The following is a 14,855-nucleotide window of genomic DNA, read 5'->3' as shown; positions in this document are numbered from 1 at the left end:
AACGATGCAAGCATTTGCTCCACCAAAGGCCCGATGCAGACCTTCCTGTCCGCATAAGAGAGCCTCATTAGCCTGAGTCGATCTGCGTAATGCCAACCGCCAACCCCAGGCGGCAGATTGCTCGACCCCATAACCTCAATAAATATGCGGGCGTGCCCATGATTACCCTGAAACTCAATGGTCAAGACCATCAACTCGATGTCACCGAGGACATGCCGCTGCTCTGGGCTATCCGCGACGTAGCCGGCTACAACGGCACCAAGTTTGGCTGCGGCATGGGCCTGTGCGGTGCCTGCACCATTCATATCGACGGCGCCCCGGCGCGCAGTTGCATCACGCCGATCGGTTCGGTGGTCGGCCAGAACGTCACCACCATCGATAATTTGCACGTCGACCCGGTCGGGCAAGTCGTGCAACAGGCCTGGCTTGAAACCGCTGTGGCTCAATGCGGTTTCTGCCAGGGTGGGCAAATCATGTCGGCCACCGCGTTGCTCAAGACCCATCCGAACCCCAGCGACGAACAGATTGAAGAGGCGATGGTCGGCAATATTTGCCGCTGCGGCACCTACAACCGGATCAAGACCGCCATCCGCCAAGCCTCCACTCACCTGAAGGAGGCCAAGGCATGAGCCAGTTGCCGAATGATTTTGCGCTGAGCAACCTCAGTCGCCGTGGTTTCCTTAAAGGTGTCGGTGCGACCGGTGCGTTGGTGCTGGTGGCAAGCTGGGGCTGGCAAGACGCTTTCGCTGAAGAAAAAGAGAAAAAGTTCGGCGCCGACGGCATGCCCAATGGCTGGGTCGATGATCCCAAGGTTTACGTCAGCATCGCCGCTGACGGCATGGTGACAGTCGTCTGCAACCGTTCGGAAATGGGCCAGGGCGTGCGCACCAGCCTGACCATGGTAGTAGCCGATGAACTGGACGCTGACTGGGCGATGATGAAGGTGCAGCAGGCACCGGGCGACGAAGTGCGCTTCGGCAACCAGGACACCGACGGCTCGCGCAGCATGCGTCACTGGTACGAACCGATGCGCCGCTGCGGTGCTGCCGCGCGGACCATGCTGGAACAGGCTGCGGCCGATCAGTGGAAAGTCCCGGTCAGCGAGTGCCATGCGCAACTGCACAAAGTGATTCACCAACCCACCGGCCGTGAACTGGGCTATGGCGCCTTGGCCGCTACTGCCGGAGCGCTGGCCGTGCCGGCTCGCGACAGTCTGCGACTCAAGCAACCATCGGAATTTCGCTACATCGGCAAAGAGGGCACCAAGGCCATCGACGGTGCCGACATCGTCATTGGCCGCGCCGTTTACGGTGCCGATGTGCATTTCGACGGCATGCTATACGCCACGATTGCCCGTCCGGCGGTCTATGGCGGCAAGGTTAAATCCGTCGATTCCAGCGCCGCGCTGAAAGTCCCGGGGGTGATAAAGGTCATTCAGATCGAAGGCCGTCCGCTGCCGTCCGAATTCCAGCCATTGGGCGGCGTTGCCGTCGTGGCCAGCAACACCTGGGCCGCAATCAAGGGCCGCGAGGCGTTGAAAATCGAGTGGGATGACGGTCCCAACGCCAGTTATGACTCGATTGCCTACCGCAAGGAGCTGGAAGCTGCGTCCCTGCAACCCGGCAAAGTGGTGCGCAATACCGGCAACATCGACGAGGCCATGAAAGGCGCCAGCAGCACTGTCGAAGCCTCCTACTACCTGCCACACCTGGCACAGGCGCCAATGGAACCGATGGTCGCCATCGCCCGCTTCAAGGATGGCGTGTGCGAAGCCTGGGGCCCGAGCCAGGCGCCGCAAGTTACCCGCGAGCGCATCGGCGAACGCCTGGGCATTCCCTTCGATAACGTCACGTTTAACGTGACCTTGCTGGGTGGCGGTTTCGGTCGCAAGTCCAAACCGGATTTCATCATCGAAGCAGCCGTTCTCGCCAAGGAATTCCCGGGCAAGGCTGTACGTGTGCAATGGACCCGTGAAGACGACATCCACAACTCCTACTTCCATACGGTGTCGGCCGAATACCTGAAGGCCAGCCTGAACAAGGATGGCTTGCCTTCCGGTTGGCTGCACCGCACCGTTGCCCCGAGCATTACGGCGCTGTTCGCGCCGGGCATGAACCACGAAGCGGCGTTCGAGTTGGGCATGGGGTTCACCAACATGGCCTACGCCATTCCCAATGTGCGCCTGGAAAACCCGGAAGCCGCGATCCATACCCGGGTCGGCTGGTATCGCTCCGTATCGAACATTCCTCACGGCTTTGCGATCCAGAGCTTCGTCGATGAGCTGGCGCACAAGGCAAAGCAGGATCCGCTCAAATACCAGATCAAGTTGCTCGGTCCGGACCGCCAGATCGATCCGCGCACCTTGAGTGAGGAGTGGAACTACGGCGAGTCGCCCGAACGTTACCCGATCGACACCGCCCGGATGCGCACGGTGCTGGAAACCGCTGCCAAGGCAGCCGGCTGGGGTCGTGAGTTGCCCAAGGGCCGAGGTTTGGGGCTGGCGGTGCATTACAGCTTTGTCACTTACGTGGCGGCGGTCATTGAGGTCGAGGTCAAGGACGACGGCACGTTGATCGTGCATAAAGCCGACATCGCCGTGGATTGCGGTCCGCAAATCAACCCGGAGCGGATTCGCTCTCAGTTTGAAGGCGCCTGCGTCATGGGCCTGGGCAATGCGGTGCTGGGGGAAATCAGCTTCAAGGACGGCAAGGTCCAGCAGGACAACTTCCACATGTACGAAGTGGCGCGCATGTCCCTGGCACCGAAGGAAGTCGCCGTGCATCTGGTGACGCCTCCAGGCGTGGTGCCGCTGGGCGGTGTCGGTGAGCCAGGCGTGCCACCGATAGCGCCAGCGCTGTGCAACGCGATCTTCGCGGCGACCGGCAAACGCATCCGCACGCTGCCGGTTCGCTTTCAGCTGCAGGGTTGGCAGAAGGCACAAGCCTGATGGACAGCGCAGATCTGAATGTCCTGCGCAGCGTCCTCGAATGGCGCCGTGCCGGTCAGCGGGTGGTGTTGTTCAGCGTGGTCCAGACCTGGGGCACCGCGCCCCGGGCGCCTGGCGCCATGCTGGCATTGCGTGAAGACGGCGTGGTGATCGGTTCGGTGTCCGGTGGTTGTGTCGAAGATGATCTGATTGCGCGGTTGCACGACGGGCGGATTGCGACTGACGGGCCGCCTGTGCAATTGATCACCTACGGCGTCACCCGCGAGGAGGCCGCGCGGTTTGGTTTGCCCTGCGGCGGCACGTTACGTCTGACTGAAGAGCGCGTGGGCGATCCGGAATGGGTGGCGCAGCTGTTGGCGCGCTGCGAGGCCCATGAAATCGTCGCCCGCACACTTGATCTGGAAACGGGCGAAGTGGCTTTGCAGCCGGCGAGCAAGAGCGATGTGCTGACGTTTGATGGCAAGACGCTGCGGGCCATCTACGGCCCTCGTTGGCGGTTATTGCTGATCGGCGCGGGGCAGTTGTCCCGGTACGTCGCCGAGATGGCCCGATTGCTCGATTTCGAGGTGCTGATCTGCGATCCACGCAGCGAGTTCGTCTACGGTTGGGAAGAGCAGCACGGGCGTTTCGTCCCGGGCATGCCGGATGAGGCGGTGCTGACGATCCAGACTGACGAGCGCACGGCCATCGTCGCGCTGACCCACGATCCGCGTCTGGATGACATGGCGTTGCTGACGGCCCTGGACTCCAAGGCTTTCTATGTCGGTGCCCTGGGATCGCGAGTCAACAGCCTCAAACGTCGGGATAACCTGGCTCAGCTAGGCTTGTCACCACAGGCCATCGAACGGTTGCACGGTCCGATCGGTTTGCACATCGGTAGCCACAGTCCGGCGGAAATCGCCTTGTCGCTGCTGGCCGAAATTGTGGCGATCAAGAACGGCGTCGAACTCAAGCAGAAGAAGCCGTTGCAGGAGGTTGTATGAGTGAGCTCATCGGCATCATCGTCCTGGCGGCGGGGCAGGGCAGTCGTTTCAGGCAGGTGGCGGGGACGGACAAGGACAAGTTGCTGGCTGATTGCACGGGCCGGGATGGCGCGGTTCGCTCCGTCATCGAGCAAGTCCTGGTGAGCCTGCCTGCTTCGCTGGGGAAGCGCGTGCTGGTGACCACCGAGGAGCGTCCCCAGGTGATACGCATGGCTCAGGCGTACGGCTTCGAGGTTGTATTGATCGATTCTGCCGGGATGGGCGACAGCATTGCTGCCGGTGTGAAGGCGTGCCCAGAACTTGGTGGCTGGGTGATTGTGCTGGGGGATATGCCGTTTATCCTGCCGTCGAGTATTGAGCGGGTGGTCGCCGGCATAGCTGCTGATTGCGTCACCGTGCCGGTGTACGAGGGCAAGTATGGGCATCCGGTCGGGTTTGACCGCAGTTTTGGACCGGGGTTGATGGCATTGTCCGGCGATCACGGTGCCAAGCCGCTGTTTGCGCAGGGCAGGGTGGTCGAAGTGGCGGTGGACGATCCAGGGGTGTTGTGGGATGTGGATGTCCCGGAGAAATTGCTCTTCAAGTAGCTTCAGCACAAATCCCCTGTGGGAGCGGGCTCGCTCGCGATTGCTGTTTTACATTCAACATTTATGCAAGCTGATCCTCCGCTATCGCGAGCAAGCCCGCTCCCACATTGGATCGCGGTGATTTACAACGGGAATAAAAAAGCCCCGCCTGGATTACCAGGCGGGGCTTTTTAGTGGCCGATGGAATCAGACGAGTGGTTTAGGCTCGTGTTCTTTTTCCAGGGCTTGTTCGTGTTGCTCTACCGCTTCCTGTACGGAGCGTGGTGCTTCTTCGATGACCGACTCGGCAACAGGTGCCGATTCGATCACTTCAGCTGCAACCGGTGCAGGCTCGGAGGCCGGAGCCGGAGCTGCTTCTGCCGGAGCAGCAGCGGCAGCCAGTTCGGCTTCCTTCTTCAGACGCTCTTCTTCACGCTTGCGACGACGCACTTCACGCGGGTCGTTGGGCGCACGGCCGCTTGGGGTCAGGGCGCTGACAGGGGCAGCTTCGACTTGCGGCGCAACAGCTTCAGCCACAACCGGCGCTTCCACGACCGGAGCAGGCTCGGCGGCAGCAACCACTGGCTCGGAGACGATCGCTTCAGCAACCGGGGCTTCATCAACCGGAGCTTGCGCAACAGGTGCTGGAGCTTCGACAGCAACCGGCTCGGCAACCCAGTTGAACGCGGTTTGTTCTTCGCGAACTTCACGGACAGCTTCGGTTACGGTTTCGCTGGAGGTTTCGACAGCTTGCTCGGCGGCGAACACGGGTTCGGCGACCGGTGCGGCTTCCACCACAGGCTGTGTTTCTTCGCGAACCGTGGCCACTTCGATTTCCGGTGCGACGGTGGCTTCGACCGGAGTCGTTGCTTCAACCACAGGTGCTTCGACCGGAGATGTTTCCAGAGTAGCGGCAGTGGCGCGTTCGGCTTGCTCGTGCGCTTGTGCTTCAGCTGGTGCGCTGATCACGGTGCTGGCAACGGCTGCGGTAACAGCCAGGCCGGCGGCCAGATCGGAAGTGCTTGGCGCTTCGTTGCGTTCGGCAGCTTCGTTGCCTTCACCAGCTTCGTTACCTTCGCCAGACTCTTCCGAACCTTCGATCACGTTGCCGTTGGCATCACGCTGACGCTCGCGACGGTTGCTGCGACGACGCTGGCCACGGGAGCGGCGGCGTGGACGATCGCCTTCGGCGCCTTCCTGACCGTCTTCCTGCAGTTGCTCTTCGTTGGTCACCAGTTCTTCTTCGGCAACGGCGGCAGCTTGCTCGGCACGTGGTTGACGTTCTTCACGCGGTGGGCGTGGAGCGCGTTCTTCACGAGGCTGGCGAGCTGGACGCTCTTCAGTGGTAACGGCAGCGGTCGCGACGGCGGCAGCGGCAGCTGGAGTGGCATCCAGAGGCTCACGCAGTTCACGAACCGGACGCTCTTCGCGGTCACCGCGTGGCTTGCGATCTTCGCGTGGAGCGCGCGGGGCACGTTCTTCACGAGGGGCGCGTGGAGCGCGTTCTTCACGAGGTGCACGTTCTTCGCGAGCAACAACTGGCGTTTCTTCGCGGGGTTCGCGGGCTTCACGTGGCTCACGTGGTGCGCGTTCTTCGCGCGGTGCACGTTCTTCACGAGGCTTGCGTTCTTCATCGCGGCGACCATTACGGTTGCGGCTCTGCTGACGACCGTTGCGACGCTCTTCGTTGCGGGCCGGACGCTCGGTGGTCACTGGTTTTTCAACCACAACCGGAGCGACAGGCTCTTCCTTGGTCGCGAACAGGCTGACCAACGATTTCACCAGACCCTTGAACAGGCTTGGCTCTGGCGCCGAGACCGGTGCAGCCACTGGCGCGGCAGCGACGACTTCGGTCGGAACCGGAGCATTGGCGCGGGCCGGAGCGGTCTTGACCGCGGCTTCCTGGCGAACCAGGGTGCGGGTCGCAGCGGCTGGCTGGACTTCTTCGACTTCGGCAGCGGCAGCAGCGATTTCGTAGCTGGACTGGCCGACAGCGGCTTCCGGGCTGTCATCGCGCAGACGCTGAACTTCGAAGTGCGGCGTTTCGAGGTGATCGTTCGGCAGAATGACGATGCGAGCACGGGTGCGCAGTTCGATCTTGGTGATCGAGTTGCGTTTTTCGTTGAGCAGGAACGCAGCCACCGGGATCGGCACTTGGGCGCGAACTTCAGCGGTGCGGTCTTTCAGGGCTTCTTCTTCGATCAGGCGCAGGATCGCCAGCGACAGCGATTCAACGTCACGGATGATGCCGGTGCCGTTGCAACGCGGGCAGACGATACCGCTGCTTTCGCCAAGCGATGGACGCAGGCGCTGACGGGACATTTCCAGCAGGCCGAAGCGCGAGATGCGACCGACTTGCACGCGAGCGCGGTCGGCTTCCAGGCATTCGCGGACTTTCTCTTCCACGGCGCGCTGGTTCTTGGCAGGGGTCATGTCGATGAAGTCGATGACGATCAGGCCGCCGATGTCGCGCAAGCGCAACTGACGGGCAATTTCTTCGGCGGCTTCAAGGTTGGTCTGCAGGGCGGTTTCTTCGATGTCGCTGCCTTTGGTGGCGCGCGCCGAGTTGATGTCGATGGACACCAGGGCTTCGGTCGGATCGATAACGATGGAACCACCGGAAGGCAGTTCGACGACGCGCTGGAAAGCGGTCTCGATCTGGCTTTCGATCTGGAAACGGTTGAACAGCGGAACGCTGTCTTCGTACAGCTTGATCTTGCTGGCGTACTGCGGCATCACCTGACGGATGAAGGTCAGGGCTTCGTCCTGGGCTTCAACGCTGTCGATCAGCACTTCGCCGATGTCCTGGCGCAGGTAATCGCGGATGGCGCGGATGATCACGTTGCTTTCCTGATAGATCAGGAAAGGCGCGGAACGATCCAGCGAGGCTTCTTTGATGGCGGTCCACAGTTGCAGCAGGTAATCGAGGTCCCACTGCATTTCTTCGCTGCTGCGGCCAAGGCCGGCAGTGCGCACGATCAGACCCATGTCGGCCGGGGCAACCAGGCCGTTCAGGGCTTCACGCAGTTCGTTGCGCTCTTCACCTTCGATGCGACGGGAGATACCGCCGGCACGCGGGTTGTTCGGCATCAGCACCAGGTAACGACCGGCCAGGCTGATGAAGGTGGTCAGGGCGGCGCCCTTGTTGCCACGTTCTTCTTTTTCGACCTGAACGATGACTTCCTGGCCTTCGCTCAGGACGTCCTTGATGTTGACGCGGCCTTCAGGAGCTTTCTTGAAGTATTCGCGGGAGATTTCTTTGAGGGGCAGGAAGCCATGGCGCTCAGAGCCGAAATCGACAAAGGCAGCCTCAAGGCTTGGTTCGATGCGAGTAATCCGGCCTTTATAGATGTTGGCCTTTTTCTGCTCGCGTGCACCGGATTCGATGTCCAGGTCGTAGAGGCGTTGGCCATCTACCAGTGCAACACGCAACTCTTCGGGTTGAGTTGCGTTAATCAGCATTCTTTTCATGTAGTACCGTCGGTTTCCGGGCTGCCGGAAACGGCGTTCGGCACACACGACTTCTCATGGTCGGTGTCAGGTGCGTCGGGAGTGGTTGGCCATTCCCGTGTCCAGCGATGTCTGGCCAATTGGGCCGTTATCGCGACGTACGCGTCCTGCTTGCTGTGGCTACTTAAGCACTCAGTCAGGAGGAGGAATCAACCAGCGGCTGTGGACGAGATGAAGCGTCTTGATAAAGCCTATTGCTACACAGTCCAGCGGTTGTGCATCTCCACCCTACACGTATCCCTGATAATTCGGGTGCTGCCGCGCGCAGAATCCGCAGCGGGTTGGCATTTACCGTGAGCTCCGAAGGGGGAGGTCACGCATCATGGCTAATTTAGGCGGTGTTTCCGAAGCGTTCGCTCGAGGTCGTTCGCCGCTGACTGCACTTTGTGAACTGGCCGTGAATATTGGCTCGCAAGGCGAGTGAAAACTCTGCTTTGCGGCTTGATTCAGGCCTCATGTCACCTGCGCTCGTTACAGCTGCAAACTCCACCGTTACGTAGCGAAAGCCCCGTAGGACGGCCTCGCGTCCTGGTGAATTGCGTTGGTCAGGGCCGGTTTTTGACCGTTAGTCCGCTGTCCAGGCCGCTTTTGGCGGCGTTCGCGACTATAGCAGCAATGATTAAGTGCTTCAATTCCATAAAAAATTGTTATCATCCGCGACATGACGACTACTGCCCCTTCGACCCCAGCCGTACAACTGCTGGAGGTCTCGCCGGAATATGCCGGCCAACGTATTGATAACTTCCTTCTCGCTCGGCTCAAAGGCGTGCCCAAGACTTTGATTTACCGCATTTTGCGCAAAGGCGAAGTGCGGGTGAACAAAGGTCGGATCAAGCCCGAATACAAGCTGCAGGCGGGCGATATCGTGCGCGTGCCGCCGGTTCGCGTGCCTGAGCGCGACGAGCCTGTGCCGCTGGCCCAGGGTCTGCTGCAGCGCCTCGAAGCGTCGATTGTCTTCGAGGACAAGGCGCTGATCGTGATCAACAAGCCTGCCGGCATCGCTGTTCACGGCGGTAGCGGCCTGACTTACGGCGTGATCGAAGCCTTTCGTCAGTTGCGTCCCGATTGCAAGGAGCTCGAGCTGGTTCACCGACTCGACCGTGATACCTCCGGCCTGTTGATGATCGCCAAGAAACGCAGCATGTTGCGCCACTTGCACACTGCCTTGCGCGGCGACGGGGTCGACAAGCGCTACATGGCGCTGGTTCGCGGTAACTGGGCGACATCGATCAAGCAAGTGCGCGCGTCGCTCGGCAAGAGCAATCTGCGTTCCGGCGAGCGTATGGTCGAGGTCGACGAGGAGGAGGGCAAGGAGTCCGTGACCGTGTTCAAGGTCCTGCGTCGCTTCGGTGACTTTGCCACCATGGTCGAAGCCAGGCCGATCACCGGTCGGACCCACCAGATTCGCGTCCACACCTTGCACGCCGGGCACTGCATCGCAGGCGATACCAAGTATGGCGATGAAGCGTTCAGCAAGGAAATCCGCGACCTGGGCGGCAAGCGCCTGTTCCTGCACGCGTACATGCTGACCGTGCCGCTGCCCGATGGTGGCGAGCTGAAGTTGCAGGCGCCTGTCGATGAGATGTGGGCCAAGACCGTGGAGCGCCTGAGTGCACCCCTCTGATTACAAGCTGCTGATATTTGATTGGGACGGCACGCTCGCTGACTCCATAGGTCGGATTGTCGAGGCGATGCATGTCGCCTCCGAACGGTCCGGATTTCAGTTGCGCGATGATTTTGCCGTCAAAGGCATTATCGGCCTCGGCTTGCCCGAGGCTATTCGCACCTTGTATCCCGACATTGGCGATGCCGACCTCGTGGCGTTCCGTCAGCACTATGCCGATCATTACATCGCCTCTGAAGCTGTGCCTTCGCCGCTGTTCGAGGGTGTGGTTGAGTCCATGGAGGCGTTTCGCGCCGAGGGTTATCATTTGGCCGTGGCGACGGGCAAGGCGCGTCGCGGGCTGGATCGCGTGCTCAAGTCTCACGGCTGGGAAGATTATTTCGATATCACCCGCGCCGCTGACGAAACCGCCAGCAAGCCCCATCCGCTGATGCTTGAGCAGATTCTGGCGCATTGCAACGTTCGCCCCGAGCAGGCGTTGATGGTCGGCGATTCTTCGTTTGATCTGCAGATGGCGCGTAACGCCGGTATGGATTCGGTGGCGGTCAGCTATGGCGCGCAATCGATCGAGGCGCTGAAGTTGTTCGAGCCGGCACTGGCCATTGACCATTTTTCAGAATTGCATGCCTGGCTGAGTGAGCGGGCTTAATCGTTTTTTGCTGGGGTAAATGTCATGACCGACGAATGGAAAGCGCCCACGAAGGCGAGCGCAGAGAGCGGTGACGAGAAAAGCTGGAAGCTGCTGGAAAAAACCTTGCTGGCCAGTGTGCAGGAGCAGCGCCGGTCTCGTCGCTGGGGGATTTTCTTCAAGCTGCTGACCTTTGTGTACCTGTTTGCCGCGCTGATCCTGTTCACGCCGCTGATGGACATGGAAAAAAGCGCCACCCGCGGCTCCCACTACACCGCATTGATCGACGTGACCGGGATGATTGCCGACAAGGAGCCGGCCAGCGCTGACAACATCGTCGGCAGCTTGCGTGCGGCGTTCGAGGACGAAAAGGTCAAGGGTATTATCCTGCGCATCAACAGCCCGGGCGGCAGTCCGGTGCAGTCGGGTTACGTGTACGACGAAATCGTCCGTTTGCGCGGTCTGCACCCGGACACCAAGGTGTATGCGGTGATTTCGGACCTGGGCGCCTCCGGTGCCTACTACATCGCCAGTGCGGCAGATCAGATCTACGCCGATAAGGCGAGTCTGGTGGGTTCCATTGGTGTGACGGCGGCCGGGTACGGTTTTGTCGGCACGATGGAGAAGCTTGGCGTTGAGCGTCGGACCTATACGTCGGGCGAGCACAAATCGTTCCTTGATCCGTTCCAGCCGCAGAAACCCGAAGAAACCCAGTTCTGGCAGGGCGTGCTTGATACGACTCACCAGCAGTTCATCAACAGCGTCAAGAAAGGGCGTGGGGATCGCATCAAGGACAAGGAGCATCCAGAGCTGTTCTCCGGTCTGGTCTGGAATGGCGAGCAGGCGTTGCCGCTGGGCCTGATCGATGGTCTGGGCAATGCCAGTTCGGTTGCGCGCGATGTGATTGGCGAGAAGGAACTGGTGGATTTCACCATTCAGGAGTCGCCGTTCGACCGTTTTTCGAAAAAACTCGGTGCCAGCGTTGCTGAGCAATTGGCGATGTGGATGGGCTTTCACGGTCCATCGCTGCGCTGATCCTCTGCGGCATAAAAAAACCGGCCTTCGTGGCCGGTTTTTTACATTCGCGCTGTCTGTTTTGCGGTGCTCAGGGTATTTGCACGCCTTCGGCCAGCAGCATGTCGATCAGGCGAATCAACGGCAGGCCGATCAGGCTGGTTGCGTCAGGGCCTTCGGTGCTTTGAAACAGGCTGACCCCTAAACCTTCAGCCTTGAAGCTGCCAGCGCAGTCGTAGGGTTGTTCCGCGCGCAGGTAGCGTTCGATGCGTGCCGGATCGAGCGTGCGCATGTGTACGGTAAAGGGTACGCAGTCGACCTGGCAGTCGCCGGTCTGGCTGTTAAGCAGTGCCAGGCCGGTGAGGAAGGTGACGCTGGCACCGCTCGAAGCCAGCAGTTGTTCGCGGGCTTTTTCGAAGGTGTGGGGTTTGCCGATAATCCTGTCGCCGAGTACGGAGACCTGGTCGGAGCCGATAATCAGATGAGCGGGGTGGCTGGCGGCAAGCGCCAGCGCCTTCTCTTTGGCGAGGCGCTTGACCAGATCAATGGCTGGCTCGCCCGGACGGTGGCTTTCGTCGATATCCGGTGAGCTGCAAATGAACGGCAGCTGCAGGCGGGCCAGCAATTCCCGGCGATACACCGAGCTTGAAGCGAGTAATAAAGGCAGCATGCGCATCTCCAAAAGGCAGGTGCGAATTCTAGCGGAGGCGTGCAAGTGACGGACAGGGCTGAATTTCCTTTGACATGGCTGGGGGCATCCCTATAATGCTGCGCCTATGTTGAATGACCCGATTCCACCTCACGTTGACCCGCGCAAATTGGCTGATCGTGGCACCACCCTTCAAGGTGAATTGCTGCTAGCCGATTTGGAGAGACTCTGCGACCCGCTTTCCGATACTGTCGGTACGGTGCAGGCTAAATTCGTTTTTGAACGAGATGAACGTAAATCTGTGGTAATTCACAGCTTTATCGACACCGAAGTCAAAATGGTTTGCCAGCGTTGTCTTGAGCTGGTCACCCTGCCGATCCATAGCGAATGCAGTTATGCTGTGGTGAAGGAGGGTGCGAATACCCAGTCGTTGCCGAAAGGTTATGACGTGCTGGAACTGGGCGAAGATCCATTGGATCTGCAGTCACTGATCGAGGAGGAGCTTCTGCTCGCCTTGCCCATTGTGCCTGCTCATCATCCGGAAGAATGCCAGCAGCCGGCGGGTCTCGATGAGCCCGAACCGAGCGAGGACGAGGTAACGCGGTCCAACCCGTTCAGTGTATTGGCGCAGTTAAAGCGTGACCCAAACGTTTAGGAGTTAATCAATTATGGCTGTTCAGCAGAACAAAAAATCCCGCTCTGCCCGTGACATGCGCCGTTCGCACGACGCTCTCGAGGCTAGCACCCTGTCTGTAGAAAAAACCACCGGTGAAGTTCACCTGCGTCACCACGTATCGCCAGAAGGCGTATACCGTGGCCGTAAAGTGATCGACAAGGGCGCTGACGAGTAATCCTTGTCTGCTCAAGTCATCGCGATTGACGCAATGGGCGGGGACTTCGGTCCCCGCAGCATTGTTCAGGCCAGCCTTGCTTGTCTGTCTGCTACGCCCTCGCTGCACCTGACCCTCGTTGGTCAACCTTCCCTTCTTGAAGAACTGCTCTCTGGCCAATCGGCTATGGATCGCGCGCGCCTGTCGATTGCTCCGGCATCCGAAGTTATTACCATGGACGAGAAGCCTGCCCAGGCACTGCGTGGCAAGCCCGATTCGTCGATGCGTGTGGCGCTCGAGTTGCTGCGCGATGGCAAGGTCCAGGCGTGTGTCAGTGCCGGCAATACCGGCGCGCTGATGGCGTTGTCGCGGTTTGTGCTCAAGACGTTGCCGGGTATCGATCGTCCGGCGATGGTGGCGGCTATTCCGACGCAGAAGGGGTATTGCCAGTTGCTCGACCTAGGCGCCAACGTCGATTGCAGTGCCGAGCACTTGTTGCAGTTTGCAGTGATGGGCTCGGTGGCGGCGGAGACCCTGGGCATCGTTCGTCCGCGCGTGGCGTTGCTGAACATCGGTACCGAAGACATCAAGGGCAATCAGCAGGTCAAGCTGGCCGCGACTTTGTTGCAGAGCGCTCGCGGCATCAACTACATCGGCTTTGTCGAAGGTGACGGTTTGTACCGGGGCGAGGCGGATGTGGTGGTGTGTGACGGCTTTGTCGGCAATATCCTGCTCAAGTCCAGCGAAGGCCTGGCGACCATGATTGCCGGGCGTATCGAGGCCTTGTTCAAGAAAAACCTCGCGTCAAAAATGGTCGGTGCGCTGGCGCTGCCGCTGATGAAGCGCCTGCAAGCCGATCTGGCGCCTGCGCGGCATAACGGCGCGAGTTTCCTCGGGTTGCAGGGGATTGTCGTGAAGAGCCATGGTTCAGCCGGCGTTCAGGGGTTTCAAAGTGCGATACAGCGTGCGGTGATCGAGATCCAGGAAAACCTGCCGGAGCGTATTCACGGCCGTCTGGAGGATTTGTTGCTTTAGGCGTTTTCGTCGGACAATGCTTAAATGTGACCGCTCAGTTCAATTGGCCATCCAACTGTCAGTTTCTTGCGTCCCCGGAGCGGGACGTCAATTCTCCGACGACAAGATCATTAGGGGCTTGTTACATGTCTGCTTCCCTCGCATTCGTCTTTCCAGGACAGGGTTCGCAGTCCCTCGGCATGCTGGCCGAGTTGGGCGCGCAACATCCGATTGTCCTCGAAACATTCAAAGAAGCTTCCGATGCTCTGGGTTACGACCTGTGGGCACTGACCCAGCAAGGGCCGGAAGAGCAACTCAATCAAACCGATAAGACCCAGCCGGCCATTCTGACCGCCTCGATCGCCTTGTGGCGCCTGTGGCTGGCTGAAGGCGGCGCGCGTCCGGCTTACGTTGCCGGTCACAGTCTGGGCGAGTACAGCGCACTGGTTGCCGCGGGTAGCCTGACGCTGGGCGATGCCGTCAAGCTGGTTGAGCGTCGTGGTCAGCTGATGCAGGAAGCCGTTCCGGCCGGGCAGGGTGGCATGGCCGCTATCCTCGGTCTGGACGATGCTGATGTGCTGGCTGCCTGTGCTGAAGCGGCACAAGGCGAAGTGGTCAGCGCGGTGAACTTCAACTCCCCGGGCCAAGTGGTTATCGCTGGTGCCAAGGCGGCGGTCGAACGCGCCATTGAAGGCTGCAAGGCCCGTGGCGCCAAGCGCGCCATGCCACTGCCAGTGAGTGTGCCATCGCACTGCGAACTGATGCGTCCGGCAGCCGAGCGCTTCGCCGAGTCGATCGCGGCGATTGACTGGCAGGCGCCGCAGATCCCTGTGGTACAGAACGTCAGCGCCGGCGTGCCGGCCGATCTGGAAACCCTCAAGCGCGATCTGCTCGAGCAGCTCTACAAGCCTGTGCGCTGGGTCGAATCGGTCCAGGCGCTGGCTGCCAAGGGCGCGACTCAACTGGTCGAATGCGGTCCTGGCAAAGTGCTGGCCGGCCTGAACAAACGTTGCGCCGAAGGCGTGTCGACATCCAATCTTAATACCCCAGACGCTTTCGCTGCCGCCCGTGCAGCGCTGGCCTGAATCAG

13 protein-coding genes are annotated in these 14,855 nt (G+C 60.3%); 11 read left to right on the top strand and 2 right to left on the bottom strand.

All coding sequences use genetic code 11. The features are described from left to right. Positions 1 to 158: 158 nt before the first annotated feature. The 4 genes from HNR03_RS08910 to HNR03_RS08895 are packed head-to-tail and all read left to right on the top strand — an operon-like array spanning position 159 to position 4,517. Positions 159 to 629, top strand: coding sequence for a (2Fe-2S)-binding protein (locus tag HNR03_RS08910; protein WP_259152730.1), 471 nt, complete (start codon positions 159 to 161; stop codon positions 627 to 629). Next, positions 626 to 2,947: a xanthine dehydrogenase family protein molybdopterin-binding subunit gene (locus HNR03_RS08905; RefSeq protein ID WP_259152728.1), complete on the top strand. Its 2,322-nt coding sequence runs from the start codon at positions 626 to 628 to the stop codon at positions 2,945 to 2,947. The genes HNR03_RS08910 and HNR03_RS08905 overlap by 4 nt, the downstream gene beginning before the upstream one ends. Further along, a complete protein-coding gene (locus tag HNR03_RS08900; protein ID WP_259152726.1) occupies positions 2,947 to 3,930 on the top strand; it encodes an XdhC family protein in 984 nt (327 codons plus the stop codon). The genes HNR03_RS08905 and HNR03_RS08900 overlap by 1 nt, the downstream gene beginning before the upstream one ends. Further along, positions 3,927 to 4,517, top strand: coding sequence for an NTP transferase domain-containing protein (locus HNR03_RS08895; protein ID WP_259152724.1), 591 nt, complete (start codon positions 3,927 to 3,929; stop codon positions 4,515 to 4,517). Before HNR03_RS08900 ends, HNR03_RS08895 begins: the two co-directional genes overlap by 4 nt. A gap of 186 nt (positions 4,518 to 4,703) precedes the next feature. Here the strand turns inward: HNR03_RS08895 and rne are convergent, their stop codons facing one another. Further along, the gene (gene rne, locus HNR03_RS08890) at positions 4,704 to 7,967 is read right to left on the bottom strand and encodes a ribonuclease E (RefSeq protein WP_259152722.1); all 3,264 of its coding nucleotides are present in this window, start codon (positions 7,965 to 7,967) and stop codon (positions 4,704 to 4,706) included. 700 nt (positions 7,968 to 8,667) lie between these two features. Here rne and rluC point away from each other — a divergent pair. From rluC to HNR03_RS08875, 3 genes are read left to right on the top strand one after another with little or no spacing between them, the layout of a single operon-like run. After that, a complete protein-coding gene (gene rluC / locus HNR03_RS08885; RefSeq protein ID WP_090186781.1) occupies positions 8,668 to 9,630 on the top strand; it encodes a 23S rRNA pseudouridine(955/2504/2580) synthase RluC in 963 nt (320 codons plus the stop codon). After that, positions 9,617 to 10,279, top strand: coding sequence for an HAD-IA family hydrolase (locus HNR03_RS08880; protein ID WP_222587993.1), 663 nt, complete (start codon positions 9,617 to 9,619; stop codon positions 10,277 to 10,279). The genes rluC and HNR03_RS08880 overlap by 14 nt, the downstream gene beginning before the upstream one ends. A gap of 24 nt (positions 10,280 to 10,303) precedes the next feature. After that, the gene (locus tag HNR03_RS08875; RefSeq protein ID WP_259152705.1) at positions 10,304 to 11,293 is read left to right on the top strand and encodes a S49 family peptidase; all 990 of its coding nucleotides are present in this window, start codon (positions 10,304 to 10,306) and stop codon (positions 11,291 to 11,293) included. Positions 11,294 to 11,363: 70 nt separating this feature from the next. Here the strand turns inward: HNR03_RS08875 and HNR03_RS08870 are convergent, their stop codons facing one another. Then, positions 11,364 to 11,942 (bottom strand): nucleoside triphosphate pyrophosphatase, encoded by a 579-nt coding sequence (locus tag HNR03_RS08870; RefSeq protein WP_259152704.1) that lies wholly within the window; start codon positions 11,940 to 11,942, stop codon positions 11,364 to 11,366. A gap of 106 nt (positions 11,943 to 12,048) precedes the next feature. Here HNR03_RS08870 and HNR03_RS08865 point away from each other — a divergent pair, with 106 nt between their 5' ends. From HNR03_RS08865 to fabD, 4 genes are all read left to right on the top strand, one after another. Continuing rightward, a complete protein-coding gene (locus HNR03_RS08865; protein ID WP_004371317.1) occupies positions 12,049 to 12,576 on the top strand; it encodes a YceD family protein in 528 nt (175 codons plus the stop codon). 13 nt (positions 12,577 to 12,589) lie between these two features. Beyond that, positions 12,590 to 12,772 (top strand): 50S ribosomal protein L32, encoded by a 183-nt coding sequence (gene rpmF / locus HNR03_RS08860; RefSeq protein ID WP_003179396.1) that lies wholly within the window; start codon positions 12,590 to 12,592, stop codon positions 12,770 to 12,772. Positions 12,773 to 12,775: 3 nt separating this feature from the next. Then, positions 12,776 to 13,786, top strand: a complete 1,011-nt coding sequence (gene plsX / locus HNR03_RS08855; protein WP_222587990.1) for a phosphate acyltransferase PlsX — start codon at positions 12,776 to 12,778, stop codon at positions 13,784 to 13,786. A 125-nt stretch (positions 13,787 to 13,911) separates the two neighbouring features. Further along, complete coding sequence (gene fabD, locus HNR03_RS08850) at positions 13,912 to 14,850, top strand: ACP S-malonyltransferase (RefSeq protein ID WP_222587989.1); 939 nt, start codon at positions 13,912 to 13,914, stop codon at positions 14,848 to 14,850. The last annotated feature ends 5 nt before the right edge of the window (positions 14,851 to 14,855 follow it).

The sequence above is a fragment of the Pseudomonas sp. JAI111 genome (genome assembly GCF_024809425.1).
Taxonomy (GTDB): domain Bacteria; phylum Pseudomonadota; class Gammaproteobacteria; order Pseudomonadales; family Pseudomonadaceae; genus Aquipseudomonas.
The sequence above is the reverse complement of the archived record's forward strand: the minus strand, read 5'-3'. Positions and strand labels throughout refer to the sequence as shown.

What these genes read in the sequence shown, in the direction of transcription:
- rpmF (WP_003179396.1), top strand. Translation starts at nt 12,590, where the DNA reads ATGGCTGTTCAGCAGAACAAAAAATCCCGCTCTGCCCGTGACATGCGC.
- HNR03_RS08895 (WP_259152724.1), top strand. Translation starts at nt 3,927, where the DNA reads ATGAGTGAGCTCATCGGCATCATCGTCCTGGCGGCGGGGCAGGGCAGT.
- rne (WP_259152722.1), bottom strand. Translation starts at nt 7,967, where the DNA reads ATGAAAAGAATGCTGATTAACGCAACTCAACCCGAAGAGTTGCGTGTT.
- HNR03_RS08910 (WP_259152730.1), top strand. Translation starts at nt 159, where the DNA reads ATGATTACCCTGAAACTCAATGGTCAAGACCATCAACTCGATGTCACC.
- HNR03_RS08870 (WP_259152704.1), bottom strand. Translation starts at nt 11,942, where the DNA reads ATGCTGCCTTTATTACTCGCTTCAAGCTCGGTGTATCGCCGGGAATTG.
- rluC (WP_090186781.1), top strand. Translation starts at nt 8,668, where the DNA reads ATGACGACTACTGCCCCTTCGACCCCAGCCGTACAACTGCTGGAGGTC.
- HNR03_RS08865 (WP_004371317.1), top strand. Translation starts at nt 12,049, where the DNA reads ATGTTGAATGACCCGATTCCACCTCACGTTGACCCGCGCAAATTGGCT.
- fabD (WP_222587989.1), top strand. Translation starts at nt 13,912, where the DNA reads ATGTCTGCTTCCCTCGCATTCGTCTTTCCAGGACAGGGTTCGCAGTCC.
- HNR03_RS08900 (WP_259152726.1), top strand. Translation starts at nt 2,947, where the DNA reads ATGGACAGCGCAGATCTGAATGTCCTGCGCAGCGTCCTCGAATGGCGC.
- HNR03_RS08905 (WP_259152728.1), top strand. Translation starts at nt 626, where the DNA reads ATGAGCCAGTTGCCGAATGATTTTGCGCTGAGCAACCTCAGTCGCCGT.
- HNR03_RS08875 (WP_259152705.1), top strand. Translation starts at nt 10,304, where the DNA reads ATGACCGACGAATGGAAAGCGCCCACGAAGGCGAGCGCAGAGAGCGGT.